The sequence below is a fragment of the Pseudarthrobacter sp. CCNWLW217 genome (assembly GCF_037203985.1).
Taxonomy (GTDB): domain Bacteria; phylum Actinomycetota; class Actinomycetes; order Actinomycetales; family Micrococcaceae; genus Arthrobacter.
On the sequence record NZ_JBBCBT010000032.1, the window covers coordinates 1 to 22,870 of the forward strand.

Below are 22,870 nucleotides of genomic sequence, written 5' to 3' on the forward strand. Positions count from 1 at the left end.
GGGCTTGAGGTTCTTGTGATAACCCTTATCCTCCGCATGCAACGCCGACTCACTGGCATGCGCATGCCCGCCGTCGAGTGGTTTCAGTACAACCTCGTCATTGGGGTTGATGGGCACGGTTGATCCTTTCGATAGGGAGAAGATCCTGCTTGGGTGGGAAGAAAGTCGTGGGGTGTGCTCCCCGACGGGCAAGAAAAAGCTAGAAAACGGACCAGCCCGTGCGGTCGGAAAGGTCGGCGAGGGCCGCAGTGCCGGCGAGGGAGTTCCCCTTGGCGTCCAGCCGGGGACTCCAGACGCAGATCGCGCAAACACCTGGAACGATCACCAGGATTCCGCCGCCCACGCCGCTTTTTCCGGGCAGGCCAACGCGGTAGGCGAACTCGCCCGCGGCGTCGTACATGCCGCAAGTGAGCATGATGGAACCAATGCGTTTCGCTTCGCTGGGGGACACCACGGTTCCGTGGGTCCCCTGGCCATTCCTGGCAAGGAAGAGCCCGGCCTTGGCGAGTTCCACGCAGGTCATCATGATGGAGCATTGGCGGACGTAGTTTTCCACTACTGATTCCGCTGACTGGGCCAGGTTGCCGAAGTCCTTGAGGAAATGTGCGAGCGCCAGGTTGCGGTTGCTGCTGGAAAGCTCGCTGGCAGCGGCGGCCTCATGGATGAAAGGCCCTGCGCTGCCCGCCTGGTCGGTGAGGAACCGCAAGAGCCGCGTGGCGGCGTCGGGCGTTTCATTCATCAGGTGATCGGTGACCACCAACGCGCCGGCGTTGATGAAAGGGTTCCGCGGGATGCCCTGTTCCGCTTCCAACTGGACCAGGGAGTTGAAGGGGGTGCCGGACGGTTCGCGCAGGACCCGGGACCACAGTGTTCCTGCCCTGTCGCCCCGAAGCGCCATCGCCAGGGTGAACACCTTGGAGATGCTCTGGATGGAAAACGGGACGCCGGAGTCGCCGGAACTGAACACCTCCCCGGACGCGGTGGCAACTGCGATGCCAAACATGTTGAAGGGAACTGCCGCCAGGAAGGGGATGGAGGCCGGAACCGAGCCGCTTTCGCGCTCCGGCCGGTGACGGCGGACGATGTCGTCGAGAATCTGGCCCAACGGTGGGGCCTCAAGGGTCGTGGTCATTTCGTGCCTAAATGTTCTTTGTTCGTGCCGGCCCATTCCTGGATATGGAGCAGGGCCACCAGGGCGTCCCGGGGGTCGCCGAAGTCCAGGCCGGTGGCCCGGGAAGCTTTGCTGATGCGGTAGTAGACGGTGTTCTTGTGCAGCTTCATCCTGCTGGCGCATTCGGCGACGTCCAGTGCGGCGTCGAAGTAGGCGTGCAGGGTTTCTGCGAGTTCGCCGTCCTGCTGCAGCAGCGCGGAAAGGCCGCGGTGGCGGAAGGTGGAGGACGTGAAGTTCTGGACCGCCTCCCGGAAGAGGATTTCTGCCTCGAAGTCGTCCACGGTGGCTACGGCCTTGTCCGGAGACGTACCGACGCAACTCAGCAGGGCCTCGGTGATACGGGTGGTTGAGTGGATGGACAGCAAGTCCGGGACCACCGGACCGACGGCGGCGAACGGGCTGATGCCCAGGTGCTTGGCGGCATCCCGGACGATTGCGTCGGCCAGGCTCCGCAGCCCTGGCTCCGCGGCGGTTGACTGCAGGCCCGGGACAATCACGGCGGTGTCGCCCTTGAACTGGCCCACGACGGCGGACGCCTTGAAGGCAGCCGCATGGATGGACGCAAGGTTGGCGAGTTCGCCGTGCTTCAGTGCGGCGTCGTCAGCCTGGGCTTCGGCATCCGAGATTCCTATCAGGATCAAAGCGGCGGGGCGTTCAGCAGGGATTTTCTCGCTGTGGGCGCTGGCCGCGGCTTCCGCCGGTCCTGACAGGATCCGGGCAATGCGGTCTTCGCGCATGTGCACAGACTGCTGGTTGCGGTACCGGATCAGCTCGGCGGAAGCCCGGGCGGCAGATCCGTTGAGCACGTACTCTACGTCGGTGCCGAAGCCGCCCCCGGTTTCCTGCAGCCAGATGTAGCCCATGATCCGGTCCCCGGCGAACAGTGTGATGGCCACCCGTTCCCGGAGCCCGTCCTGTGGCCGGGCGGGTACCCGCACCGGCAGCCGGGTCCTGTGCAGTTCACGGTAGGCGCCCAGGTCCTTGAGCAGCAGCTCATATTTACGCGGACCGCGGCGGGCCAGGATGGAGGCCTTGCGCAGCTCGTCGATGTCGTTCGAAACGGTGGAGTATGCCAGCACCTTGTTGGCGGCATCTTCGATGAGCACGTGGCTGGAGGTGAGCCTGGCGGTGGTCTGGGCGATGGCGAACAGGTCCTCTTCCAGCAGTGTCAGCACTTCGCTCTGGTAGCTGCGCGGCTGGATGCGGTCCTTGGCAATGGACAGGAGCCGGTCCCAATCGGCCCCCGGATCCACCAGGAGCAGGCCCGTACCGGCGTCGCGGAGCAGTTCCTCAGCTTCGGCGAGCTCTTCGCGCATTCCCTTGACGGCGACCACCGGCGGAGGGTTCTTCAGGAGCCGGCGCAGCGCGGGCAAAGCCGAGCGGCCACGGACGCCGATCAACAGCACAAAGGCCGCGCCGCCGTCGGGCGCTTCATCATCCGCATCCACGATCAGGAACCGTTCGATCGCGGAGCTGGCCGGGGCCGGCCGGAGGATGAGGCTGGCGAAACCCAAGGGGAGATCCGAAAGGATATCCTCCACCGTAACCGCTGCCATGGCTTCCTTTTTCGCGTCGATCTCACCGGACGGCTTTGTCCGGTCACCCCATGCTATCGACGCACGCGGCGGCAAAATATGGAAGCCATTCCAAAGGCACTGGCAGCTTTTCGGGTAGCTGACCAAGTTGGGCGGGTTGGCAGCCCTGTATGGCCGTCAATGCCCGAGGCGGCTGGCAGCGAAGCGGGCCCTTTGCAGCTTTCCCGGAGCCCGGCCGGCTCCAAAGGGTGTACTGACAGACCCTGCCGCGCATCTCCAGGCGGGGTTAGCGTTTCTGGGACAGCGCGGTTCAGCCATAATCGGAAATTTTGTGCCGCCTTCCCTTCTTTCGACACAGGAGCATGACACATGGATAAGCGCACCCTGGGCACCAGCGGCCTCGAAGTCTCCGCCATCGGGCTGGGCTGTATGAGCATGAGCGGCGGCTACAGCGACAGGCCCGACCGGCAGGAGATGATCTCGCTGATCCGCGCCGCCGTGGACCGCGGCGTCACCTTCTTCGACACCGCCGAGATCTACGGCCCCTACGCCAACGAGGAACTGGTGGGTGAGGCGCTCGCCCCGTATAGGGGCGAGGTGGTGATTGCCACCAAGTTCGGCTGGGACATCGACCCTGCCGAGCGCAAGCCAAGCGGAAAGGTCACCAGCCGTCCCGACGTCATCAAGCACGTGGTGGAGGGCTCGCTCCAACGGCTCGGCGTTGAGGCCATTGACCTCTACTACCAGCACCGGGTGGACCCCGACGTCCCCATTGAGGACGTGGCCGGGGCGGTCAAAGAACTGATCGACGCCGGCAAAGTGAAGCACTTCGGCATGTCCGAGGCCGCCGCAGGAACCATCCGCCGGGCCCACGCGGTCCAGCCCGTGACCGCCGTCCAGAGCGAATACTCGCTGTGGTGGCGGCGCCCCGAAGAAGACGTCCTGGCCACGTGCGAGGAACTGGGCATCGGGTTTGTGCCTTTCAGCCCGCTCGGCAAGGGCTTCCTGACCGGCACCATCGACACCTCGACAAGCTTCGAGGCCGGCAACGACATCCGCGCCACTATCCCCCGCTTCACCCCCGAGGCCAGGGAGAACAACCGCGTAGTGGTAGACCTGCTCACCGGGATCGCGGAGCGCAAGGGCGCAACCCCGGCCCAGATTGCCTTAGCCTGGCTCCTTGCCCAGAAGCCCTGGATTGTTCCGATCCCCGGGACCCGCAAGCTGCACCGGCTGGACGAAAACCTCGGCGCTGCCAGCGTGGCACTGTCCGCGGACGAACTCACCGAAATAGAGGACGCCGCCGCGAAGATCCAGGTGCAGGGCGGCCGGTACAACGAGGCCGGGGAACGCATGACCAATCTCTAAATGGACCGCGCTCCCGCCGATCCGAGTGGGCAACCGGCGTCGAACCTTCGCCTGATCGGAAGCCCCCGCGCGAGTTGAACTCCAGCGCGGGGGCTTCCCGGGCTTCGGGGTTGGGGAACGATCCGAAGCCGAATTCAATGTACTGGTCCCGCGGAACCGCCTTGACCAGTCCGGGCCATATCCGGGAAATCTTGACGGAACCTTGAGCCAGCCGGCCGGCTGGGCCGGCCTAGGTCACACGGCCGGCCCCTCAAGCAGGCCGAGCCCCTCAAGCACGGCCCGCCCCTCAAGCAGGCCGCAGCGAGGTGATCATCCGCCGGATGTCCTGGTACTCTTCCGTTTCCATGTACTTCTTCGCCTGTTCCAGGATCGGCAGGGACGAAGCCCCCGGCGTCACGTTGTTCTCCGGGTTGAAGAACGCACCGAACATGGCGGCCGTGGGCGGCCAGTTGAAGAAGTGGAAGATGCATGACGCGGAGTCGCCGGTGGGTGCCGGGACCGAGGTGATGCCGTAGGCCGCCGCCGGCGTGTCCGCCGGTCCAGGTGTGGCGCTGTTCCCTCGGGTCTCGTACATGAACCGCGGAGTCCCCTCACCCTGCATCAACTGCGGCAACTCCTCGGAATCCAGCACAGAGTATGGATACCGGTCCATGCATGTGGACCCGACGGCCATGTTGGTCCGAAGCGTCGCCAGTGGCTTGCCGGCTTCGTTGTTCACCTCCGCGAAGGCACCGCCGCCCTCAGGAAGCTCCCCCGCCGGATCCTTGACGCTCCACGCGGCCGGATAGTCGAACGTCAACTGGCCGTCCGCCGTCGTGAAACTGGTCCAGGCGGCCGACGCCGGCGCGCTGGGACTCGGCGAAGCCGTGGCACTTGGCGAGGCGGTCGCCGTCGGCATGGCAGTTGTGGTTCCCGTCGCGGAGGTGACGGTGGGGCTGGGACTCGACGTCGTCGTCGGTCCCGCCTGCGGGCCGCAGCCCGTGAAAAGCAAGGCCATCAGAATGGCTGTAGGAAAAACCGCGCCTGACGCGGCTGGACTGCGCATCACACCCTCCTTTGGGTTTGAGTTAGGTGCTTAAATTGTGGAGCGCGCGGGCGCGCCGGGATCCGCCGACGGCCCTTTTGGCGCCGAACCGTTGCGGCGATAACAAAACACGCGCACCCTCTAGGCGGCCCTCCCGCAAGATGACGCTCCGGTGAAGCCGCGTTGCGGAACATGGCGCCGGATTGCCAGGTTTGGCCTTATTTTGCGCCTTCCGTGGCTTCATAAGTAGCCCGGTTTCGTCCCGTTTAGCTTCCATTGCGGGGTGCTGGCCAACACCCTTGAGGCCGTGTTTAGGTGGTGTCACGGCACAGGCCAGGCCGCACCGCATAACAAACGCATGACGACAGGAGGACCCGATGCCGCACATAGCCAGCTGCACCAATGGCACCCATGCCGCAGGTTCTCCGTGTTGCTGCCGGGCCTGATCCGCCGGGTCTGATCCGCTTCCGCTGACCGGCGCAGCCTCCTAAATTTCGATTCATCCCGCTCCCGGGTGCACCCCCGGGCCAGCCTTGCTGTGCCCTCATCCCCGTCCCCCGTTTCCAAGAAAGGCCACACCATGTCCTTCGCTGCACCGTCCGCGCCTCCCTCCACCCAAGGGCATTCCACCTTCACCCGGCGCCGCGCCCTGGGCGCCCTCCTGGCCTTGCCCGCGCTCGGCGTCCTGACCGCTTGCGGCGGGAGCGCCACCGCCGGCAACACCCAGCCAACGCAGGCAACGTCCCCTCTGGCCGCCGAAGTGCCCGCCGGTACCACCATCACCGTGGGCGACCCCACGGTCAAAGTGGCCTTGGAGCTGTCCGGCCTGAACAAGGAACTGGACTTCAATGTGGAGTTCGCCAACATCTCCGGAGGCCCGCAGACCACCGAAGCCTTCCGGGCAAACGCCCTGGATGTCGGTTCCGTGGCTGACATCCCGCCGATCCACGCCACCTGGACCGGCCTGGACGTGCGCATCATCGCCAGCGCCTTCCGCCAGGACGCCGTGAATCACCCCCTCTATGAACTCGGCATCGCTCCCGGAGCGGGAATTTCCTCCCTGCAGGACTTGCGCGGCAAGAAGATCGCCTACAGCCCGGGACAGGCCCAGGGCGCCCTGGTGCTGCGGATCCTGGAAAAAGCCGGGCTCGGGCAGGACGATGTAAAGCTGGTGGAGCTGCCCAGCACCGGCGACGTCTATTCCACCGCCCTAGCCAGCAAGCAGGTGGATGCCGCACCAATCGGCGGCGTGCAGATCAAGCGCTACCTCTCCAAATACAAGGCCGACGGCGCCTCCACCCTCCGGCACGGCCTGCGGGACGACCCCGGCCACCTGTACTCCCCCGCCAAGGTCCTGGATGACCCCGCCAAGGCAGCGGCCCTCGCCGCGTACGTCAAGGTGTGGGGCAAGGCCCAGCGGTGGATCGAGGACCACCCGGCGGAATGGCTCGAAGGCTACTACGTCAAGGACCAGGGCCTTTCCCGCGAGGATGGCCAGTACCTGATCGATGCCGCGGGCAAAAGGGACGTGCCCGTGTCCTGGACGGAAGCCATCGAACGGCACCAGCAGACCATCGACCTGCTGGCCCGGGAGCAGAAGAAACCCGAACTGGTCGCGGCGGACCTGTACGACACCCGCTACGAAGCCATCGCGGGCACCGCCTTCGCCGAGGCTGCAAAGGCAGGTGCCGCATGAGCGCCGCGGCCGTGGCGGAACGAACAGCCTTCGCACCCCACCCGGACCCGGCACTGGCCGGACGTGAGGATGTACGGCCCACGGGCCGCAGGCTGGGCCCCGGACGACGACGGCGGATGGCCGGGCTGTTGGGCCCATCGGCTTTGCTGCTGCTCTGGACAGCCGCCTCGGCAACAGGGCTGCTGGACCCCCGCATCCTCTCCGAACCATGGACCGTGGTGGCTACGGCAGGTGAGCTGATTGCCGATGGACGGCTCCAGGAAAACCTCGCCATCTCGGCTCAGCGGGCGGGACTGGGGCTGTTCTTCGGCATCGTCGTGGGCGCCGTGCTGGCCCTGGTTTCCGGGCTCAGCCGGGCAGGCGAGGCGTTCATCGACGGGCCAGTGCAGATCAAGCGCGCCATCCCGGGCCTGGCCCTGATTCCGCTCCTCATCCTGTGGTTCGGGATCGACGAGACCATGAAGGTCCTCACCATCACCCTCGGCGTCTTCGTTCCCATCTACCTCCAGACCCACGCTGGCCTCCGCGGCATTGACCTGCGCTACGTCGAACTGGCGCAAACTGTGGGCCTGAGCCGTGCAGGCTTCATCCGCCGCGTGGTACTCCCCGGCGCCCTGCCTGGCTTCTTCCTGGGCCTCCGCTTCGCGGTCACCGGGGCCTGGGTGTCCCTGGTGGTGGTGGAGCAGATCAATTCCACCAGCGGCATCGGCTACATGATGGAACTCGCCCGCACCTATGGCCAGACCAACATCATCGTCCTCGGACTCGCCGTATACGGCATCCTCGGCCTGCTATCCGACGGCGTTGTCCGCTTCATCGAACGAAAGGCACTCTCATGGCAGCGCACGCTGGCGGGCTGACCGCCGTCGCACCGTCCCGCACCAAAGCGCCCACGGAGGCACCGCTGGTTTCCGTCCGTGGCCTCGTCCGCGGCTTCGGGCCGAAGGGCGTCCTGAACGGTGTGGACCTGGACATCGCCCCCGGCGAGTTCGTAGCCCTGCTGGGTCCCAGCGGCTGCGGCAAAAGCACGCTCCTGCGAGCGCTGGCCGGACTGGACCACGATGTGAAAGGCAGCGGTGTCATCAACGTTCCGGACCGGGTGTCGGTGGCCTTCCAGGACTCCCGCCTGCTGCCCTGGGACACGGTGCTGGGCAACGTCACGCTGGGACTGGGAGATCACGACGCCGACACGAAGGCCCGCAGGGCCCTCGCCGAAGTGGGACTCGCGGGCCGCGAAAAATCCTGGCCGCATGAGCTCTCCGGCGGTGAGCAGCAGCGCGTTGCACTGGCCCGCTCCCTGGTCCGTGAACCGCAGCTACTGCTGGCCGACGAACCCTTTGGCGCGCTCGACGCGCTGACCCGCATCAAGATGCACGGCCTGCTCCGCGACCTCGTGGCCGCGCATCGGCCCGCCGTCCTGCTGGTCACCCACGACGTGGACGAGGCCATCGCCCTGGCCGACCGGATCGTGGTCCTGGACAGCGGCCGCGTGGCAACTGTGCGCACAGTTGCGCCGGAGATTGGCACCTCCGCTGCCGGAACCCCCACAGACGCCGCCGGGCACGAAGCCCTGCGCCGCGATCTGCTCACTGCCCTCGGCGTCGACGTCACCGTCGCCAGCCACTAAATCACTTCACCCCTTAGGAGCACCCCATGAGTTCCCAGAGTCCTGATTCCACCCAGCGCAAACTTCACCTCAACGCCTTCCTGATGAGCACTGGCCACCACGAGGCCTCGTGGCGCCTGCCCGAAAGCGATCCCCATTCCAGCACCAACGTGGAGCACTACAAGCAGCTGGCCCGCACCGCCGAACGCGGCAAGCTGGACTCCATCTTCTTCGCCGATTCTCCGGTCCTCTTCGGCGAGGTGGGCCGCCGCCCGGCCGGGAAGCTTGAGCCCACCGTGCTCCTGACCGCGATCGCCGCCGCCACGGAACACATCGGCCTGATCGCCACCGCCTCCACCACCTACAACGAGCCGTTCAACCTGGCCCGACGCTTCGCGTCCGTGGACTGGGTCAGCGGTGGCCGCGCCGGATGGAATGTGGTCACCACTGCCGGTCCCGACGCCGCCCGCAACTTCGGCGTGGACGACCAGCCCGCACACGCAGTCCGGTACGAGCGTGCCGCCGAGTTCATCGAGGTGGCGCAGAAGCTTTGGGACAGCTGGGAGGACGACGCGGTCTTGGCGGACAAGGCCGACGGCGTCTGGGCGGATTCCGAACGGATCCGCACCATCGACCACGAAGGCAAACACTTCAAGGTCCGTGGCCCGCTCAACGTTCCCCGTTCACCACAGGGTCACCCGCTGATTGTCCAGGCCGGCTCCTCGGAGGATGGCAAGGACCTTGCCGCCCGATACGCCGATGCCGTCTTCACCGCCCACCAGACTCTCGCCGACGCGCAGGACTTCTATCGTGACCTCAAGAAGCGGACCGCCGCCGTCGGCCGTGATCCGGAGACCATCAAGATCCTTCCGGGCATCGTCCCGGTCATCGGGGCCACGGCGGAGGAAGCCCAGGCCCTCGAACATGAACTGGACCGGCTGATCAAGCCCGGGTACGCCCGGATCCAGTTGGCCAAGACTCTCCGCGTAGCGCCCGAGGACCTGCCCCTGGACCGCCAGCTGCCGGACAACCTGCCCAGCGAGGATGAGATCGAGGGCGCCAAGAGCCGCTACACCCTGATCGTTCAGCTGGCACGCCGGGAGAAGCTCACAGTCCGGGAACTGATCGGACGCCTGGGCGGCGGCCGCGGCCATCGGACCTTCACCGGCACGCCTGTCCAGGTGGCGGACGCCATCCAGGAATGGTTCGACGGCGGCGCCGCGGACGGCTTCAACATCATGCCGCCCGTGCTGCCCTCGGGGCTCGAAACATTTGTGGACCAGGTGGTGCCCATCCTGCAGGAGCGCGGCCTGTTCCGCACCGAATACACGGGCCGGACCCTGCGGGAGCACTACGGCCTGGAGCGTCCTGTAAACCTCTTTGCGGGTGCCGAAGCGCCGGAGCTCGCTTCGATCGGGTCGGCGCTCTAGTGGCCCGGCAGCTGAAGCTCAATCTGTTCATCTACCCCGGCGGCCACCATGAAGCAGCCTGGCGGCACCCGAAGTCCCAGCCGGACCGGCTGCTGGACATCAGCTTCTACCAGGAGCTCGCGCAACGCGCGGAGAGGTCCAAGTTCGACGCGGTGTTCTTCGCGGACGGGCCGGCACTGGAGAGCAACGTGCAGTACGCCACGAGGTTCCGTCTGGAGCCCTTCACCTGGCTGTCCGCGATCGCCGTCGCCACCGAACGGATCGGCCTCATTGGCACGGCGAGCACCACCTACCTGGAGCCGTACAACGCGGCCCGGCTGTTCGCGTCGCTGGACCACCTCAGCGGCGGCCGGGCGGGCTGGAACATCGTCACCACCGGCGCCGAACGGGCAGCCCGGAACTTCGGCCTGGACGAGCACCCGCCGCACGCCGAACGCTACTACCGGGCGGACGAATTCGTTCGGGTGGTGGGCAAGCTCTGGGACAGCTGGGAGGACGGGGCGGTGGTGTCCGACGCCGGCACGGGAGTTTTCGCCGATACCTCACGGATCCACCCGATCGGGCATGAGGGCGACCACTTCCGGGTGGAAGGGCCCCTAAACATCCCTCGGTCCCCGCAAGGCCGGCCGGTCTACGTGCAGGCAGGCTCCTCCGCCGACGGTAAAGCCTTCGCGGCCCAGCATGCGGAAGCCGTGTTCACCGCGCACCAGACCCTGCAAAGCGCGCAGGGGTTCTACGCCGACATTAAGGCGCAGGCGTCAGCGGCCGGCCGTGATCCGGACAAGCTCCTGGTCCTTCCCGGCATCAGCCCTTACTTGGGTTCCACCGAGGCGGAGGCGCGCGCTCTGCGGCAGGAATTCGACGAACTGACCCAGCCGGAATACGGGCTCGGCATCCTCCGGAAGCTGCTGGGCGTTGACTTGGACGGGCTCAAGCTGGACGACACTTTCCCGGAGGAGCTGCTGGCTGCCGCGGGCCGTGAGAGCAGCCGGAGCCAGCTGTTGTTGGAAGTCATCCGCCGGGAACGCCTCACTGTGCGCCAGGTCCTGCACCGCTTTGCCGGCGCCCGCGGCCACTACGCCGTGGCCGGAACGCCGGTGCAGGTGGCGGACGAGATCCAGCGCTGGTTCGAAAACGGGGCGGCCGACGGGTTCAACATCATGCCGCCCTGGCTGCCCGGCGGCTTCGAGACCTTCGCCGATGAGGTGGTCCCCATCCTGCAGGCCCGCGGCCTGTTCCGGACCGAATACTCGGGCCGGACACTGCGCGAACACTTCGGGCTGGACCGGCCCGAGAGCCAGTACAGCCAGCAAGTTCACCACCACCAGCAACTTCAAGGAGCATCCGCATGACCGACTACCGCAGCCTCGGTGCCACCGGCATCAAGGTCAGCCCGCTGACCCTTGGCACCATGATGTTCGGGGCCATCGGCAACCCGGACCACGACGACTCCATCCGCATCATCCACCGGGCGCTCGAGTCCGGCATCAACGTGGTGGACACGGCCGACGTCTACTCCCAGGGCGAGTCCGAAACCATTGTGGGCAAGGCCCTGAAAGGCCGCCGCGACGAGGTGGTCCTGGCCACGAAGGTCCACGGGCGCCTCGGCGAGGACGTGAACCAGGCCGGCAATTCGCGCCGCTGGATCATCCGCGCTGTGGAGGACAGCCTGCGCCGGCTGCAGACGGACTGGATCGACCTCTACCAGGTGCACCGGCCGGAACCGGACACCGACATCGACGAGACTCTCGGCGCATTGTCCGACCTCGTCCGGCAGGGCAAGATCCGCTACATCGGAACGTCCACATTTGAGCCGGGGCAGATCGTGGAAGCCCAGTATGTGGCCCGCGAGCGCCACCGGGAACGGCCGGTGGCGGAACAGCCGCCCTACTCCATCTTGGCGCGGGGCGTGGAACGTGAAGTCCTGCCGCTGGCCCAGCGCCACCGGCTGGCCGTGCTGCCGTGGAGCCCGCTGGCCGGCGGTTGGCTCTCCGGCCGGATCAGGCCCGACGGCGGCCACTCCCCCTCCAGCAGGGCCGCCCGGCAGCCTGCCCGGCACGACCCCTCGACCGCCGAGAACGCGCGCAAGACGCAGGCGGTGCTGGAGTTGACTGAACTTGCCGACCAGGCCGGGCTGTCCCTGATCCACCTGGCGCTGGGATTCGTGCTGGAGCACCCCGCCGTCAGCTCGGCGATCATCGGCCCGCGGACGCTGGAGCAGTTGGAAGGGGCCCTGGGAGCGGACAAGGTGAGCCTGTCCTCCGATGTCCTGGACCGGATCGACGAGATCGTCCCGCCCGGCACCACGCTGAACGTCGCGGACAGCGGCTACCAGCCGCCGTCGCTCCTTGATCCGCTGCTGCGGCGCCGCAGCCGGTAATGGCCTGGGACCACCATTCCAAACACACATCGACTGCTCCGTAACTGCCGTTCTGAGCCGCCAAAAGGGCGCTTCCGGAGCAGTCGATGGGAAGTTAGTCCGTCTCCGGAGCTTCTTCGGGTTCGAAGGTGTTGGGCTCGTTGGTGGCACCCAGGCCGACGCCTTCCTGCCCGGCGGGGACGCCGCCATCGTCCTTCTCCTTGTCAGCCCCGCCGTTGGCTGCCGGTTCCTGCGCGTCGTCGTCGGGCAGGGATTCGGGTGAGTTGATGGTCATGGCTCCTCCTGGGTGTGTGGTCAATCACACTATCAAGTGGGCGAAGCAGGCAGAATAGCTGGAGAGAAAGCCCTTTCTGAGCCTCCCACCCGAAGGAACATCCGTGGAATACCGCCCCCTTGGCCGCACCGGCCTGTCCGTGTCTCCCGTCTGTGTCGGCACCAGTTCGCTGGGAAGCCACCCCGCGCCGCACGGAACCGACACCGCCGTCGCCACCATCCGCCGGGTCCTCGAAGGCCCCTTCAACTTCATCGACACGTCCAATGAATACGGGCAGACGAACAGTGAGCGCCGCATCGGCCAAGCCCTCGCGGAAGCCGGTGGGCTGCCCCAGGGCGTTGTGGTCGCCACGAAGGTGGACCCCATCCGCGGAATCAATGACTTCTCCGGCGACCGGGTCCGCCGGTCCGTGGAGGAAAGCCTTGAACGGCTCGGCCTGGACCGGCTCCAGCTGGTATACCTCCACGATCCGGAGAAGATCACCTTCGAGGAAGGCATCGCGGCAGGCGGCCCGCTGGAAGCGCTGATCGAGCTGCGCGACCAAGGCGTCATCGGGCACCTGGGCGTAGCTGGCGGGCCGATCGACCTGGAACTGAAGTACCTCGCACTCGATGTGTTCGACGTCGTCATCAGCCACAACCGCTACACGCTCGTGGACCAGACCGCCGAGCCGCTCATCCAGGACGCCATGGACCGTGGGGTGGCGTACGTTAACGCGGCACCGTTCGGCGGCGGCATGCTGGTCAAGGGTCCGGACGCCGCCCCCAACTACTGCTACCGCCCGGCCAGCGAGGCCATCATCGGGCGGGTCAAGCAGATGGAGGCGATCTGCAAGGAATACGGAGTGCCGCTGGCTGCCGCCGCCCTGCAGTTCTCCACCCGGGATCCGCGGGTCAGCTCCACGATTGTTGGAATGTCGGAACCTGGACGCGTTGAGGAAACCGTCAAGCTCGCGGAGTGGGACATCCCTGCGGATTTCTGGGATCAGATTCTGCCGCTCGCGGCGGCCGGGACCGGCGAGCTGGGCTAATCGGAATAGAGCGGACTACTGACCTAACGTTGTGGCGGAGAGCCTGAACAGTGTCAGGACAAGGGACAGGCGCACACGCCCTGTCGCCGTGAGGATATCGAACCCAACCGCCTGCGTGTACTCGGCGGTGCGGCTCTGCACGGTGGAGTGGTGGAGGCCAACCTCGTCGGCGGCTGCCCGGAGGCTGTTCGTCGCCGCAATGGCCTCAAGGAGCACCAGCGCCTTGGGTTGAGCACGCAGCAGCCCTTTCAGAGCCGTGAGGTCAGGGGTCTCAAACGCGGAGGAATCTGCCAGCTCCGCAAAGACCAGCAGGCTGCCCAGGTCATCGGCGAGCAGCCGCGGATTCTGCGGGCCAGTCAGCCGCAGCGCGAGGAGCGCCGAGTCCCACGACCTCTCAAGCGCACCTGGCAGCATAGCCAGGCCGACCCCCGAACGGGACTCAGGCCGCGCATCGGCGGGCCTGCACACAGCTGCCCGGACGGGCCCTACCTCTGTGTAGATGACTGCACTTGGTCCCGGCAGCACCGTTGCGGCGGGGACGGCCACCACGCGGTAGGCCGTGTCCCGGTCAAGATGGAGCATGGCGGCCGCATCCATCCGCCGGTCCAGGGGCGCGGTACGGTCAATGACCGTCGCGACAGCCCGGCGGGTGGCGGCCACCGGGCTGGTGCGGTCGAACGAGATCCCCAGCGCAATCGCCACGCGCTCAAGGATCATCTCATCATTGGCGAAGGCGCGCCCGGACCGCTCAATCCACACACGCCCGCCATCACCGAAGTCATGTCCGGGCCAGGCACCGGGCGCCCCGGGCACGGTTTTCGTACCGGAGGCGTCAACGCGAAGGGTGTTCCCGTCAACCGCGTATCCCGCCGGGCAGCCGCTGAGCACCGCGGCGCCTTTCAGCAGGACGTGGGCACTGGCATGCCCGTCAACGAGCGCATCAAAGTACGCGATCACCTTGAGGCCTTCGGATGCCTCGGGGTCAAGCGCTTTGAGGCGCCACACCAATCCCTGCATATCTGCCGCTTCGTTGAGGTCGCTACTGGTCCGAAAATCCTACTCTGTCCGCCACCTGCCGGGGAGCGTGCCGAGGCGTCAGGCGCCGAGGATGCGGCGAACCCATCTCGTCCGTACGGCCCGGGCCTGGATTGACATTGCGGCCTGCGGCACAAGCATGTCGAAACCGTGGAATCCGCCGGCCCAGACGTGCAGCTCCGCTACGCCTCCAACGGCCCAGATTGCCGACGCGTAGGCCACCACCTCGTCCCTGAACACTTCTCCAGTAGCTACGTCAACGAAGGCAGGCGGCAGGTTGGACAGGTCAGTTGCCCGGGCAGGGGCTGCGTAGACGGACACGTCCGACGTCTTGCGCCGGTCACCGAGCAAGGCGTCCCAGCCGGTGTCGTTGCTGGTGCGGTCCCACAGCCCGAAGCCGTCAATCTGGTAGCTGGAGACAGTTTCGTTGCGGTCATCGAGCATGGGGCAGATCAGCACCTGGGCGGCCAACGCCGGACCTCCACGGTCCCGCGCCATCAGGGCCACTCCCGCGGCCAGCCCGCCGCCGGCACTGGCTCCAGCGATGATGAGGCGTGCCGGGTCGAAGCCGAGCTCCTCGGCATGGGCGGCGGTCCAGACAAGGCCGGCATAGCAGTCCTCCACGGGCGCCGGGTCCGGGTTCTCGGGGGCGAGACGGTACTCGACCGACACCGCGACAGCATTCATGAGTTCCACCCACTCAATGAGCATGTCCGCCCCCAGGAAGCGGTCCCCGATGACCATGCCGCCGCCATGGGTGTGATAGATCCCCGGGCCGCCGGGAACGTGATCAATCCTGGTGAAGATCGAAACCACCAGGTCGGGTGCCCCGTCCGGGCCGGGGATGGTTCGCTCTACGTGCCTCACGGCGTGACCTGCAAGCTGCTCTTCGATGGGTGATGTGAGCGGCGCACCCCGCATCCCGGGAATCATATCCGGGGTCAGCGTGGGGTTGAGCAGATCTCCCAGAGCAGTCAGCGTTGCCCCGAGTTCAACATCAAAGGGCGGGGCTTTGTGGATCGGTTTCATAGCGTCTCCTGGTGGCTTGGTCACCGCGTTGTGACCTGAATCAGCCTAGGTAGTCCATCTGCCGATTCTAACCGCCAGCAGCACTCAAACCGGGCTGTCTGGACCGCCGGATGGCGGTCATCTGGCCATCAACGTCGCTCACCGCGAACAAGGACATGTCCTCGCTCAGGAAAAGTTCTCGAGCGCGTCCGTCAGCAGTCGTCCCGGCGCGCCCAGGCGGTGGTGCACGCCGTCGGACGCCACGAGCTCTCCGTTGATGACCACCGCCGTGACATCGGCAGCGGTAGCACTCAAAGGGAGTTGTTGCGGCTTCGATCCCGCCGTCCGGGCCGAACCGGTGGCCACAGCCACCAGGTCGCAGACAGCACCAACCCGCAAAACCTCCGGTGCCACCGGCGTGGCCATGGACCGGGCCGCCCCTTCGGTAGCCGCGTGGAGCAGCTCCTCAGGAGAAAACCGGCCGCGTTCCCCCGAGCCCAGGCGTTCCCCGTGTTCCAGCGCCCGCATTTCGATCCAGGGGTCGATCACGGCGTGCTGGTCTGTCCCCAGCGCGATGGTAGCCCCGGCATTGGCCAGTGCCCGGGCGGGGCCAATGCCGTCCGCGAGGTCCGCCTCGGTGGTGGGACACATGACCACGGTTACCCCGGCGTTTCCGAGCAAAGCGATGTCCTCATCCGTCAAATGGGTGCAGTGGACTGCCGACAGGCGCGGGCTCAGCAGGCCGTGCCGGTCAAGGAGTCCCGTGGGCGTCAGTCCGTGCGCTGCCAGGCACGCCGCGTTCTCCGCAGGCTGCTCGCTCAGGTGGATGTGAAGCGGCATGTCGTGCGGCAGCTTGTCGGCCACCACGGCCAGGTCCTCCTCCGGCACCCCGCGGACGGAGTGAAGCGCGGCCCCCACACTGACCATGCCGGGCGGGAAGCTCCGGGCGATTTCCGTCCGAAGGGAAGCCACCCGGTCCAGCCATGCCTGCACGTCCCGGTCCCCGAACCTGGCCTGTTCAGGACTCAGCGGCAGTCCGATGCCGCCGGCAAGATACAGGGTGTCCAGGAGGGTCAGCCGGATCCCGGCGGCGGTGGCCGCCCTGGCCAGGGCAAGCTCCATGGCGTGCGGTTCCGGGTATGGCACGCCGCCGGGCTGGTGGTGGACATAGTGGAACTCGGCCACACTGCTGTAGCCGGCCACCACCATCTCCGTGAAGACCGCCGTCGCTAGCTGCTCGTAGGCGTCAGGCGTCAGCTCCGCCGCGCTGCGGTACATGTGCTCCCGCCAGACCCAAAAGTCGCCACGGTTGTGGTGCGTGCGGCCGCGCAGGATCCGGTGGAAGGCGTGTGAGTGGGCATTTGCCGCGGCCGGGAAAACCACGCCGGACAGGATATGCGCCTCCGGGGAAGGGTCAACGGACGGGGAGATGTGTGTGATCCGGCCGTCCTGCACCTCGATCTCCACCCGTCCGGCAACTGCGGGACCGGCGCCGCCGTCGAACATTGCCGCCTCGCACCAGTACCGCATTACAGCAGCCCTTCCAGGACGTCCGCGAGTGCGGCAGCGCCGGTGCCGGCGTCCTCATCGGTGACGTGTTCCTCCGGGGAGTGCGAGATTCCGCTAGGGTTCCGGACGAACAACATGGCGGACGGCACAAATCCGGCCAGCACACCGGCGTCATGACCTGCCCCGGTGGCCAGCAGCGGCGCCCCCGGCAGCATCCCGCTGATGGTTCGGGTCAGGCCCTGATCAAAATGGACCGTTTCGCTGTAGGACTCCTCAGTCAACATCACCGTGCACCCTTCTTCGGCTGCCAGCCGCTGGGCCCTGCCATGGATTGCTTCGATGAGCCTGGCCGTGACGGCGTCGTCCGGGTGGCGGGCGTCCAGCCACATGTCCACGCGGGAGGCGATAACGTTCGTTCCGCCCGGCACCGGGATGAGGCGCCCCACCGTGGCGCGTGCATCGGGCTGGCGGGCGGCGGCCTGCCGGATGGCCACAATGATTTGCGCGGCAGCCACCATCGGATCCGCCCGGTCCTCCATCAGGGTAGTCCCGGCGTGGTTGCCCTGGCCGCTGATACTCAGCTTCCAGCGGCCATGGCCGAGGATGGAACTTCCGACGGCGATGGCCGGGCCGCGCGCTCCGAGGCCCTTTCCCTGCTCCACATGAAGTTCGACAAAGTCACCGATACGCGCCAGCGCCTGTGGATCCGGCCCGATGTGGCGGGGGTCCAGGCCATTGGCGCGGGCGACGTCGGCGAACGTGTTGCCGTCAGCGTCGCGGAGGTTCCGCGCTTTGTCGACGTCGATGGCTCCTGTGAGAAGGCGTGACCCGAGGCAGGCCACTCCAAAGCGGGAGCCCTCCTCTTCGGGGAAGGCGGTGATGGCCAGGGAGCGGCGCGGCTGCACTCCCCGGGCTTTGAGGAGATCGACGGCGGCAAGCGCGGAAGCTACCCCCAGCGGGCCGTCAAAGGCCCCTCCGCCGGGGACGGAGTCAAGGTGGCTGCCGGTAACCAGTGCGCCGTCCTGGGGCTGACCCCACCACGCCCAGATGATGCCGTTTCGGTCAGTTTCGACATCCAGGCCACGCTGGCGCGCCTCGTCGATGAACCACGCCCGAAGGTCGAGTTCCGCCGTCGAGTAGACGGCCCGGGAATAGCCTCCGCGGACCGCGTCGCGGCCCACGTCCTTGATGGAGTCAAGGAGCTGGTTGACGGTTTCCACATGTGCCTCCGATTAGTACGAACTGCCACCAAGTAAAAACCAGTTTCCATTGCATGGCAAGGCCTCGGGAGGAATGCCGCCGACACTTAACAGGCCCGCAACATGCCGGAAACGTGATCGTCCCACCAGGGGCCGGTCAACCTGGATTTTGTGAAGAGCGTGTGAAATGTAGGCCGGACCTATTGTCATCGAATGAAAGTTGGTTTTTACTTAGTGGCAAGAGATAGTGATTCGGACCACTCGAAAGCGGGTCAACCAGTGGCTGCAGATTCTTCAACCCGGACAGTGGAACGGGCCCTGGCGCTTTTGAGCGCTGTGTGTACAGACGGGGCCATCAGCCTCAGTGACGCAGCCCGGGTGGTTGACTTGTCCGCCAGCACGGCCTTGCGCCTGCTCCGGACGCTCGAGGCCAGCGGGTTCGTTTCACGGGACCCGGGCGGAAACTTCCGGCCGGGTGCCAGCGTCATCCAACTCGGTGCACTGGCCCTGGGCCACGAGTCCTTGGTCTCCCTGTGCACTCCGGCTATGAAGGGACTCGTCGCAAAGTTCGGGGAGTCCTGTTATCTCAGCATTCCCGGCGCTGGGGACACCGGAATCTACATAGCAATAGTTGAAGGAACCCACTCGATCCGGCATGCCAGCTGGGTCGGCAGGAGCATCCCGCTGGAGGGATCGGCCGCAGGCAAGGTCCTCACCGGCGGCGAGTCCGAACGCGGCTTCGCCATCATGCGAAGCGGTGTTGAAGACGATGTGACGGCCGTTGCCGCCCCAGTCATCATGGGCGGCCGGACCGTGGCTGCCCTGAGCATCGTGGCGCCCAGTTACAGGCTGGATGAAACGAAGGCAATGACAATCGGCGAGGACCTGGCGACAGTGGCCAAAACCATTCTCAATACGCCCTCCGAAGACCATGGAAAGCCCCTGGAAAGCATGGATACAAAATGATCAGGTTTGAAAGCGTTACCAAGACTTACCCGGACGGGACAGTGGCCGTGGACGGGTTGGACCTCGAAGCCCCCACCGGCAAGCTGACCATCCTTGTCGGCCCGTCCGGCTGCGGGAAGACCACCTCGCTCCGGATGATCAACCGCCTCATCGAACCCACCAGCGGAACCATCTACCTTGATGACCAGCCCACTTCCGGGATGGACGCGGCATTGCTCCGCCGCAGGATCGGCTACGTGATCCAGCACGCCGGGCTTTTCCCGCACCGCACCATCGTGGACAACGTAGCCACCATGCCGCTGCTGCTCGGCGAGAGCCGGCAGCAAGCACGCAAGAAGGCCCTTGAGCTCATGGAGCGCGTTGGCCTTCCGGCGAACTTCGCCAAGCGCTACCCCTGGCAGCTCTCGGGCGGCCAGCAGCAGCGTGTTGGGGTGGCCCGCGCCTTGGCATCGGACCCTGCGTTCATGCTGATGGACGAACCGTTCAGCGCCGTGGACCCGGTGGTCCGGGCGCAGCTCCAGGACGAGTTCCTCCGCCTCCAGCGAGAAATCGGCAAGACCATCATCATGGTTACCCACGACATCGACGAAGCCCTCAAGCTCGGGGACCAGGTGGCTGTGATGCGCGTCGGCGGGAAGCTCGCCCAGATGGCCACGCCGTCAGAGCTTCTCACTTCTCCGGCAGACGAATTCGTAGCCGACTTCGTAGGACGCGACCGGGGCTACCGTTCGTTGGGCTTCACTAATGTGGCCGGAGCCGTGACGGTGAGCGAAGAGGCCGTGGTCCAGCTCGGAGACTCCGCCGCGGAGGCGCGTGCGAGGGCCACCGGGGCATGGGTCCTGGTAGTCGACGGCGGACGAAAACCGCTTGGCTGGGCACAGCCCGAGCTGGTAGTCGGCGAGCTGAAGCGGGAGCACCTGAACCTCAGCGGCACGTCTGCGACATCGGCCGGGACCATGCGCCAGCTTCTGGACGCAGCGCTGTCCTCCCCCAGCCGCCGCGGCGTCGTCGTCAACGACCGCGGTGAACTCATCGGCACGGTAACTGCGTCCGACATCGTCAAGGCCATCGAGGCCGAACCACATCTGGAGACGGCCCGATGAACATTGAATGGCTGGGCCGCCAGTTCGACAATATTGTGTTCCTGCTCGGCTGGCATGTGCTGCTCGCCGTCACCCCTCTGATCCTTGGCCTGCTGATTGCCCTGCCCTTGGGTTGGTGGGCACACCGCAGCCGCCGGATCTACCCCCTCCTGGTAGGCATCGCGGGCCTGCTTTACACCGTGCCCTCGCTTGCATTGTTCGTCCTGTTGCCGTTGGTGCTGGGCACCAAGATCCTGGACCCCATCAACATCGTGGCCGCGCTGACCATCTACACAGTGGCGCTGCTGGTCCGAGTGGTTGCCGATGCCCTGGATTCCGTTCCCGAAGATACCGTCCAGGCGGCGAAGGCCATGGGCTACCGCGGCTACCAGAGCCTCCTGAAAGTTGAACTTCCCGTCGGCGTGCCGGTGATCGCCGCCGGCCTTCGCGTAGCAGCGGTCTCCAACGTCAGCCTCGTGTCAGTGGCTGCACTCCTCGGCATCCCCCAGCTCGGTTCGCTCTTCACCCAGGGCTTCCAGCTACGGTTCTTCACCCCGATCATCGCCGGAATCATCCTCTGCGTGGTCCTGGCCATGATCATTGACGGACTGATCATCCTCCTCAACCGGTGGCTGACACCGTGGACCCCCAAGGTGGTGGCAGCATGATCAACTACTTGTTCGACCCCGCGCACTGGACCGGTGCCGACGGCATCCCCAACCTGATCGGTGAGCACCTCGTTTACTCGCTCATCGCCCTCGCCATCGCGGCCGTGATAGCGGTTCCGCTCGGCGTCTACATCGGTGTCACCGGCAAAGGCGTCTTCATGATCGCCGGCCTGGCCAATGCCCTCCGCGCCCTCCCCAGCGTGGGACTGCTGATCCTGCTGGTCCTGCTGATCTCACCGGCCTTCCCGTCCAAGATGGGCTACATCCTGCCGAGCCTTATCGTCTTGGTGCTGCTCGCGGTGCCGCCCATCCTGACCAACACCTATGCCGGCATCCGCGCCGTGGATGCTGCCGCCGTCGACGCCGCCAAGGGCATGGGCTTTCGCACCATGAAGATTCTCACGGATGTTCAGCTCCCCTGCTCGCTCCCCTTGGTACTGTCCGGTGTCCGAAGCGCCTTGCTGCAGATCATCTCGACGGCGACCATCGCCGCCTACATTTCGCTCGGCGGACTCGGCCGCCTGCTGATCGATGGCAAGGCCCAGAACGACTACAGCCAGATGGTTGCAGGCGCCGTGCTCGTGGCCCTGATGGCCCTTGTTTTCGACCAGCTACTTGCCTTCATCACGCGTCGGATCGTCTCACCAGGACTGACCCGACGCACCATCAAATCGGCCGCTGCGGCCGACACCGTGCAAATCCCCGCTACGGTCTGACTCACCACCCCACGCAACATCCCAACCGCCGTCCGGCAACCCGACCCACCCCAACCTGGCCGCTGCATGCCCCGCGCCAGCCTCCCCAGAGAGCCATTAACATGAAAAAGTACCTGACCGGCATCACCCTCGCGGCTACTGCAGCCTTGGCCCTGACCGCCTGCGGCGGGGATCCCATGAGCAGCTCCAACACCCAGGCCGCTGCTTCGAGTGACAGCATCATTGTCGGCTCCGCGGACTTCCCCGAAAGCCAGCTCATCGCCAAGATCTACGCCGAAGCCCTCAAGTCCAAGGGCGTCCAGGTGACCGAAAAGCCCAGTATTGGCAGCCGCGAAGTCACCATCCCGGCACTCAAGGACGGTTCCATCGACCTCATGCCCGAATACGGCGGAGCACTCCTGCAGTACCTTGATTCGTCGACCAAGGCAGTCTCCTCCGAAGAAGTCGCCAAGGAACTGGCCACCAAGGTCCCGTCCGGGCTGACCATGCTGACGGCCTCCGAAGCAGAAGACAAGGATGTCCTGGCTGTCAAGAAGGAAACAGCCGAGAAGCACAACCTCAAGACCATCAGCGACCTCCAGCCCGCGGCCAAGGAACTCGTCCTGGGCGGCCCCCCGGAGTGGAAGACCCGCATTAACGGCGTCGCCGGCCTGAAGTCCGTCTACAACTTGGAGTTCAAGGAGTTCTCGGCGCTCGACGCCGGCGGCCCGCTGACGCTCAACGCCCTTCTTTCGGGCCAGGTACAGGTGGCCGACCTCTTCAGCACCGACCCGGCGCTGGCCGCCAACAACCTGGTTGCGCTCGAAGACGACAAGAACCTCTTCCTGTCCGAGAACATCGTCCCGGTCATCAACGAGAAGAAGTCCACGGCCACCGTCAAGGAGGTCCTGGACAAAGTCTCGGCCGCGCTCACCACGGAAGACCTCATCGAGATGAACGGCCGCGTGGCGAAGTTCGAGGACATCGGCGAGATCGCCCAGGACTGGCTCAAGTCCAAGAATCTGGTCTAGGCCCGCGCAAGATATTAGGAGCAATACATTGAAAGCCGATTTCACTACCGGTGCCCGCCCGGTTAAAGCAGCCCGCGGCACTGAGCTGACCGCTAAGAGCTGGCAGACGGAAGCTCCGCTGCGGATGCTGATGAACAACCTGGACCCGGAGGTCGCCGAACGC

The 22,870-nt window shown here is 66.0% G+C and carries 22 protein-coding genes; 14 read left to right on the forward strand and 8 right to left on the reverse strand.

Annotated features, from left to right (window positions below; all coding sequences use genetic code 11):
* Positions 1 to 199: 199 nt before the first annotated feature.
* Both V9L18_RS21475 and V9L18_RS21480 read right to left on the reverse strand, forming a co-directional pair.
* A complete protein-coding gene (locus tag V9L18_RS21475; RefSeq protein WP_337349176.1) occupies positions 200 to 1,132 on the reverse strand; it encodes a glutaminase in 933 nt (310 codons plus the stop codon).
* Positions 1,129 to 2,727: a PucR family transcriptional regulator gene (locus V9L18_RS21480; protein WP_337349177.1), complete on the reverse strand. Its 1,599-nt coding sequence runs from the start codon at positions 2,725 to 2,727 to the stop codon at positions 1,129 to 1,131. The genes V9L18_RS21475 and V9L18_RS21480 overlap by 4 nt, the downstream gene beginning before the upstream one ends.
* Positions 2,728 to 3,075: 348 nt before the next feature.
* Between V9L18_RS21480 and V9L18_RS21485 the strand changes: the two genes are divergently transcribed.
* Positions 3,076 to 4,074 carry an aldo/keto reductase gene (locus V9L18_RS21485; protein WP_337349178.1) on the forward strand — a complete coding sequence of 333 codons (999 nt, stop codon included), beginning with the start codon at positions 3,076 to 3,078 and terminating at the stop codon, positions 4,072 to 4,074.
* A 286-nt stretch (positions 4,075 to 4,360) separates the two neighbouring features.
* On the opposite strand, the gene V9L18_RS21490 is transcribed toward V9L18_RS21485, so the two are convergent.
* Positions 4,361 to 5,119, reverse strand: coding sequence for a hypothetical protein (locus tag V9L18_RS21490; protein ID WP_337349179.1), 759 nt, complete (start codon positions 5,117 to 5,119; stop codon positions 4,361 to 4,363).
* A gap of 559 nt (positions 5,120 to 5,678) precedes the next feature.
* On the opposite strand from V9L18_RS21490, the gene V9L18_RS21495 reads away from it, so the two are divergent.
* From V9L18_RS21495 to V9L18_RS21520, 6 genes are read left to right on the forward strand one after another with little or no spacing between them, the layout of a single operon-like run.
* Positions 5,679 to 6,794, forward strand: coding sequence for an ABC transporter substrate-binding protein (locus tag V9L18_RS21495; RefSeq protein WP_337349180.1), 1,116 nt, complete (start codon positions 5,679 to 5,681; stop codon positions 6,792 to 6,794).
* Positions 6,791 to 7,654: an ABC transporter permease gene (locus V9L18_RS21500; protein ID WP_337349181.1), complete on the forward strand. Its 864-nt coding sequence runs from the start codon at positions 6,791 to 6,793 to the stop codon at positions 7,652 to 7,654. The genes V9L18_RS21495 and V9L18_RS21500 overlap by 4 nt, the downstream gene beginning before the upstream one ends.
* Positions 7,630 to 8,421 carry an ABC transporter ATP-binding protein gene (locus tag V9L18_RS21505; protein WP_337349182.1) on the forward strand — a complete coding sequence of 264 codons (792 nt, stop codon included), beginning with the start codon at positions 7,630 to 7,632 and terminating at the stop codon, positions 8,419 to 8,421. Before V9L18_RS21500 ends, V9L18_RS21505 begins: the two co-directional genes overlap by 25 nt.
* A gap of 26 nt (positions 8,422 to 8,447) precedes the next feature.
* The gene (locus V9L18_RS21510) at positions 8,448 to 9,830 is read left to right on the forward strand and encodes an LLM class flavin-dependent oxidoreductase (protein ID WP_337349183.1); all 1,383 of its coding nucleotides are present in this window, start codon (positions 8,448 to 8,450) and stop codon (positions 9,828 to 9,830) included.
* A complete protein-coding gene (locus V9L18_RS21515; RefSeq protein WP_337349184.1) occupies positions 9,830 to 11,182 on the forward strand; it encodes an LLM class flavin-dependent oxidoreductase in 1,353 nt (450 codons plus the stop codon). The genes V9L18_RS21510 and V9L18_RS21515 overlap by 1 nt, the downstream gene beginning before the upstream one ends.
* On the forward strand, positions 11,179 to 12,210 hold the full coding sequence (locus V9L18_RS21520) for an aldo/keto reductase (protein ID WP_337349185.1): 1,032 nt from the start codon (positions 11,179 to 11,181) through the stop codon (positions 12,208 to 12,210). Before V9L18_RS21515 ends, V9L18_RS21520 begins: the two co-directional genes overlap by 4 nt.
* 94 nt (positions 12,211 to 12,304) lie before the next feature.
* Here the strand turns inward: V9L18_RS21520 and V9L18_RS21525 are convergent, their stop codons facing one another.
* Positions 12,305 to 12,484 (reverse strand): hypothetical protein, encoded by a 180-nt coding sequence (locus V9L18_RS21525; RefSeq protein ID WP_337349186.1) that lies wholly within the window; start codon positions 12,482 to 12,484, stop codon positions 12,305 to 12,307.
* A gap of 103 nt (positions 12,485 to 12,587) precedes the next feature.
* Between V9L18_RS21525 and V9L18_RS21530 the strand changes: the two genes are divergently transcribed.
* Complete coding sequence (locus tag V9L18_RS21530; protein WP_337349187.1) at positions 12,588 to 13,514, forward strand: aldo/keto reductase; 927 nt, start codon at positions 12,588 to 12,590, stop codon at positions 13,512 to 13,514.
* A 15-nt stretch (positions 13,515 to 13,529) separates the two neighbouring features.
* Here the strand turns inward: V9L18_RS21530 and V9L18_RS21535 are convergent, their stop codons facing one another.
* From V9L18_RS21535 to V9L18_RS21550, 4 genes are all read right to left on the reverse strand, one after another.
* Positions 13,530 to 14,531, reverse strand: a complete 1,002-nt coding sequence (locus V9L18_RS21535) for a hypothetical protein (RefSeq protein WP_337349188.1) — start codon at positions 14,529 to 14,531, stop codon at positions 13,530 to 13,532.
* A 78-nt stretch (positions 14,532 to 14,609) separates the two neighbouring features.
* A complete protein-coding gene (locus V9L18_RS21540) occupies positions 14,610 to 15,578 on the reverse strand; it encodes an alpha/beta hydrolase (RefSeq protein ID WP_337349189.1) in 969 nt (322 codons plus the stop codon).
* A gap of 165 nt (positions 15,579 to 15,743) precedes the next feature.
* Positions 15,744 to 17,087 carry a formimidoylglutamate deiminase gene (locus V9L18_RS21545; RefSeq protein WP_337349190.1) on the reverse strand — a complete coding sequence of 448 codons (1,344 nt, stop codon included), beginning with the start codon at positions 17,085 to 17,087 and terminating at the stop codon, positions 15,744 to 15,746.
* Complete coding sequence (locus V9L18_RS21550; protein ID WP_337349191.1) at positions 17,087 to 18,286, reverse strand: allantoate amidohydrolase; 1,200 nt, start codon at positions 18,284 to 18,286, stop codon at positions 17,087 to 17,089. The genes V9L18_RS21545 and V9L18_RS21550 overlap by 1 nt, the downstream gene beginning before the upstream one ends.
* 213 nt (positions 18,287 to 18,499) lie before the next feature.
* Between V9L18_RS21550 and V9L18_RS21555 the strand changes: the two genes are divergently transcribed.
* From V9L18_RS21555 to V9L18_RS21580, 6 genes are all read left to right on the forward strand, one after another.
* Complete coding sequence (locus V9L18_RS21555; protein WP_376048041.1) at positions 18,500 to 19,231, forward strand: IclR family transcriptional regulator; 732 nt, start codon at positions 18,500 to 18,502, stop codon at positions 19,229 to 19,231.
* The gene (locus tag V9L18_RS21560; protein ID WP_337349193.1) at positions 19,228 to 20,334 is read left to right on the forward strand and encodes an ABC transporter ATP-binding protein; all 1,107 of its coding nucleotides are present in this window, start codon (positions 19,228 to 19,230) and stop codon (positions 20,332 to 20,334) included. The genes V9L18_RS21555 and V9L18_RS21560 overlap by 4 nt, the downstream gene beginning before the upstream one ends.
* Complete coding sequence (locus tag V9L18_RS21565) at positions 20,331 to 20,981, forward strand: ABC transporter permease (RefSeq protein ID WP_337349194.1); 651 nt, start codon at positions 20,331 to 20,333, stop codon at positions 20,979 to 20,981. Before V9L18_RS21560 ends, V9L18_RS21565 begins: the two co-directional genes overlap by 4 nt.
* Positions 20,978 to 21,697, forward strand: a complete 720-nt coding sequence (locus V9L18_RS21570) for an ABC transporter permease (protein ID WP_337349195.1) — start codon at positions 20,978 to 20,980, stop codon at positions 21,695 to 21,697. The genes V9L18_RS21565 and V9L18_RS21570 overlap by 4 nt, the downstream gene beginning before the upstream one ends.
* A 101-nt stretch (positions 21,698 to 21,798) precedes the next feature.
* Positions 21,799 to 22,707 carry an ABC transporter substrate-binding protein gene (locus tag V9L18_RS21575; RefSeq protein ID WP_337349196.1) on the forward strand — a complete coding sequence of 303 codons (909 nt, stop codon included), beginning with the start codon at positions 21,799 to 21,801 and terminating at the stop codon, positions 22,705 to 22,707.
* A 28-nt stretch (positions 22,708 to 22,735) separates the two neighbouring features.
* Positions 22,736 to 22,870: hypothetical protein (locus V9L18_RS21580; RefSeq protein WP_337349197.1), on the forward strand; the 135-nt coding region annotated here is incomplete at its 3' end.

Bases quoted from the DNA above. Each gene is read 5' to 3' on its own strand.
- V9L18_RS21535 (WP_337349188.1), bottom strand. From the start codon at position 14,531: ATGCAGGGATTGGTGTGGCGCCTCAAAGCGCTTGACCCCGAGGCATCC.
- V9L18_RS21505 (WP_337349182.1), top strand. From the start codon at position 7,630: ATGGCAGCGCACGCTGGCGGGCTGACCGCCGTCGCACCGTCCCGCACC.
- V9L18_RS21570 (WP_337349195.1), top strand. From the start codon at position 20,978: ATGATCAACTACTTGTTCGACCCCGCGCACTGGACCGGTGCCGACGGC.
- V9L18_RS21575 (WP_337349196.1), top strand. From the start codon at position 21,799: ATGAAAAAGTACCTGACCGGCATCACCCTCGCGGCTACTGCAGCCTTG.
- V9L18_RS21565 (WP_337349194.1), top strand. From the start codon at position 20,331: ATGAACATTGAATGGCTGGGCCGCCAGTTCGACAATATTGTGTTCCTG.
- V9L18_RS21510 (WP_337349183.1), top strand. From the start codon at position 8,448: ATGAGTTCCCAGAGTCCTGATTCCACCCAGCGCAAACTTCACCTCAAC.
- V9L18_RS21500 (WP_337349181.1), top strand. From the start codon at position 6,791: ATGAGCGCCGCGGCCGTGGCGGAACGAACAGCCTTCGCACCCCACCCG.
- V9L18_RS21480 (WP_337349177.1), bottom strand. From the start codon at position 2,727: ATGGCAGCGGTTACGGTGGAGGATATCCTTTCGGATCTCCCCTTGGGT.
- V9L18_RS21525 (WP_337349186.1), bottom strand. From the start codon at position 12,484: ATGACCATCAACTCACCCGAATCCCTGCCCGACGACGACGCGCAGGAA.
- V9L18_RS21545 (WP_337349190.1), bottom strand. From the start codon at position 17,087: ATGCGGTACTGGTGCGAGGCGGCAATGTTCGACGGCGGCGCCGGTCCC.
- V9L18_RS21485 (WP_337349178.1), top strand. From the start codon at position 3,076: ATGGATAAGCGCACCCTGGGCACCAGCGGCCTCGAAGTCTCCGCCATC.
- V9L18_RS21520 (WP_337349185.1), top strand. From the start codon at position 11,179: ATGACCGACTACCGCAGCCTCGGTGCCACCGGCATCAAGGTCAGCCCG.
- V9L18_RS21540 (WP_337349189.1), bottom strand. From the start codon at position 15,578: ATGAAACCGATCCACAAAGCCCCGCCCTTTGATGTTGAACTCGGGGCA.
- V9L18_RS21560 (WP_337349193.1), top strand. From the start codon at position 19,228: ATGATCAGGTTTGAAAGCGTTACCAAGACTTACCCGGACGGGACAGTG.
- V9L18_RS21475 (WP_337349176.1), bottom strand. From the start codon at position 1,132: ATGACCACGACCCTTGAGGCCCCACCGTTGGGCCAGATTCTCGACGAC.
- V9L18_RS21490 (WP_337349179.1), bottom strand. From the start codon at position 5,119: ATGCGCAGTCCAGCCGCGTCAGGCGCGGTTTTTCCTACAGCCATTCTG.
- V9L18_RS21495 (WP_337349180.1), top strand. From the start codon at position 5,679: ATGTCCTTCGCTGCACCGTCCGCGCCTCCCTCCACCCAAGGGCATTCC.